Origin of the sequence: Vaccinium witches'-broom phytoplasma str. VAC (assembly GCF_000309405.1) — a bacterium.
Taxonomy (GTDB): domain Bacteria; phylum Bacillota_I; class Bacilli_A; order Acholeplasmatales; family Acholeplasmataceae; genus Phytoplasma.
In genome coordinates, this window is the sequence record NZ_AKIN01000052.1 from 1 (window position 1) to 2,019 (window position 2,019).

General features: G+C 26.2%; 3 protein-coding genes. All 3 read left to right on the forward strand.

What is annotated here, in order from left to right; translation table 11 throughout:
- Nucleotides 1-592 precede the first annotated feature (592 nt).
- Complete coding sequence (locus RI68_RS04305) at nt 593-715, forward strand: hypothetical protein (protein ID WP_261974278.1); 123 nt, start codon at nt 593-595, stop codon at nt 713-715.
- Between the two features lie 555 nt (nt 716-1,270).
- The gene (locus RI68_RS04310) at nt 1,271-1,465 is read left to right on the forward strand and encodes a hypothetical protein (RefSeq protein ID WP_261974279.1); all 195 of its coding nucleotides are present in this window, start codon (nt 1,271-1,273) and stop codon (nt 1,463-1,465) included.
- The gene (locus RI68_RS04315) at nt 1,446-1,580 is read left to right on the forward strand and encodes a hypothetical protein (protein WP_017193505.1); all 135 of its coding nucleotides are present in this window, start codon (nt 1,446-1,448) and stop codon (nt 1,578-1,580) included. Before RI68_RS04310 ends, RI68_RS04315 begins: the two co-directional genes overlap by 20 nt.
- Nucleotides 1,581-2,019: the final 439 nt, after the last annotated feature.

Below are 2,019 nucleotides of genomic sequence, written 5' to 3' on the forward strand. Positions count from 1 at the left end.
CGATAACTTCTTTTTCTAGACATTTAAATCTCCTTTTATTTAATTTTTATTTAAATAGAAAAACAACTTTATTCACTTATCGCCTACTCTTTCAAGTTAATACACAAATCGATCAAATAAATCAACAAATAAGAAATCAACAAATAAGAAACAATATTCGAAACAATCAAAGACGTTAAAACATTTAAAATTATCTAAACAAACAATCATTATAGAGATTTAACAACCATTATCGAAGAAACCTACAAAAAAACCGCTAAATGACAAACCAAAAACCCTCTGAATTGCCCTATCATGTTGCCTTCTGATCTGGACAGAAGCTTTAAAAATCAAATTAAAAATTAACTCCGATTATCAACAAACCAAACAACGCTGAGAAGCTTGCAAAAACCAATATTATCAATGGAGTCAAGGAATTAATCAATATTTAGCCAAACCTAAAGACAATACTAAAATAGAATGCCGTTACACTTTTGATGTCTTAAACGGGATTAATTATTACCGTCAACAACATTCTTGAACTAAATCAGAATTAGTAACCAACATTAACAGTGAATTAAACCAAATACATCAAGTCAACAAAATACCTCAATTGGAAAAAGAATTAATAACTTTGAACCAAACTCCCGAAAAATACGAACAAACGATCAAAGACAAAACCCAAGAAATCCTTGATATTAAAAATAAACTTAAAAGTTTGACAGATTGGGAATAAAAACTAATAAAAGAATTACACCTTTGCGAAAATCGTATAATTACCCAATCCCTAACCTACCAACCTTGTTTGCTACATTAAATACCATCACGCTTTCGACCGTTGGAATAAAGCTGGTTATACTTATAACCTTTAACCTCACCGCTCTAAACGGTTTCGAAAACGCATCTTTTTATATGAAAGATGGTAGTTATTTATTACGTAACAAAACATAATATTACGTTAGAAAAACAACAACACAAAGGCCCAAGGTAATAACAAATTAATTATTAAATACAAAGGTCCGAAACACTTCTTAACCGAAGATAAAGAGTATTATCTTGGTAATACTTTCGTTCACAATGAAAACTTCGAACTAACCCATTTACACCTCCACTTCAATCCTGTCCGCAAAACTTTATCTATTTTCAAAGATCAACACAATAACGATAAAAAAATAAAGAAGTCGAATTTAAAAGAACCAGCTCTGATTGGCAATAACAAATTAAAAGAGTTTTCATTAATGTTTAAATTAAAAAACAATTTAATATAAGAACAGTTTATATCTGTTTAATAATTTTTATAGGATTATTATTTATGTTTAATAATCAATCAGTTATAGCTATGCAAAACAATAAAAATCAACAAATTTTAGAAAAAGAACCTACGGACGAAAAAGTTAATAAATTTTTTAGATTGGTAAAAAAACAAAAAAGAAATAATTCAAAATATAAAACAAAAAAATCCAAATTTGAAAAATGCTTCCATTAAAGAAATAGAACAATGGTGTTGTTCAGGTATTGAACAAAAATTCGAATGTCAATTTAGTAATAAAAAACCAAAAAAAATAAATTTAGATTTAAATATTATTCCAGAAGATCAATAAAAAAACATCCACTAACAAAGACTCTTTTAAGAGTCTTTGTTTATTGCTCAAATAAATTTAATAAAAAAGAAACCCTAAAACTCATTTTCATTAAAAAAATATTACCATCTTTACCCAGTAAAATCATCTTTTTAATCATTATTTCTATCTTATTCATCCCTTTCGTTTTTATTAATTATTTAATTAAATTCTATCTTTTTACTTATCAATTAATCATTAAAAAGGCTAAAACAAAGGAATATAGTAGTCCAAATTTTTATCAATATCTCACAACTGCTAAAACTAATAATCATGTGGAACCTAATTAATACTTGTTTAACAAAGTTAAATAATTGGTTCGCCAATATAAGTCATTATTTTTTAATTACTAAACCAAGCGACTCAACTTAACCTTATTAACTATTATTTTATTATTCCTAACTCATCTTTTATTTTTAAT